Genomic DNA, 476 nt, shown 5'->3' on the forward strand with positions numbered 1-476 from the left:
CCAGGGGTCATAGCGCAGCAACGGCGCCATCTCCATCGCCGCCATGCCGCTGTAATGCATCGCCCCGATCCCGGCGCCGACCAGCACGCCGCCGACGCACAGCTGCACCAGGCTCAGATTGGGCCGAGCCAGCAGGCTCAGGGCCACCCAGGAGGCGCCGAGGCTGGGCAGCATCGAGAGCAGCGTGATGCCCAGGTCGAAACGCACGGCGGCACACAGCTCGAACGCCAGCATCCCGAGGAAATGCATGGCCCAGATGCCCCCGCCAAGCGCGAGCGAGCCGGTAAGAATGGTGACCTGTCGAGCAATGGGTTGAGTGCTGTTGCGGGCTTCGCCTGCGAGTTGCAGTGCCATGCCCGCGGCGAATACGGAGATGGCAAGAGACAGCAGTACCAGGACGGGGTCGTAACTGCTGAGTATCAGGACGCCGGGGTCCGCACCCATGATGAAGAACAGCTCGAGAATCGACATACAAC

1 protein-coding gene is annotated in these 476 nt (G+C 64.7%); it reads right to left on the bottom strand.

Features of this window, described 5'->3' with window-relative positions; all coding sequences use genetic code 11:
- Positions 1–476, bottom strand: a 476-nt coding sequence (locus J0A65_RS25695) for an MHYT domain-containing protein (protein ID WP_332874385.1), incomplete at both ends; no start/stop codon positions are given.

Origin of the sequence: Bowmanella yangjiangensis (assembly GCF_017255015.1) — a bacterium.
Taxonomy (GTDB): Bacteria; Pseudomonadota; Gammaproteobacteria; order Enterobacterales; family Alteromonadaceae; genus Bowmanella; species Bowmanella yangjiangensis.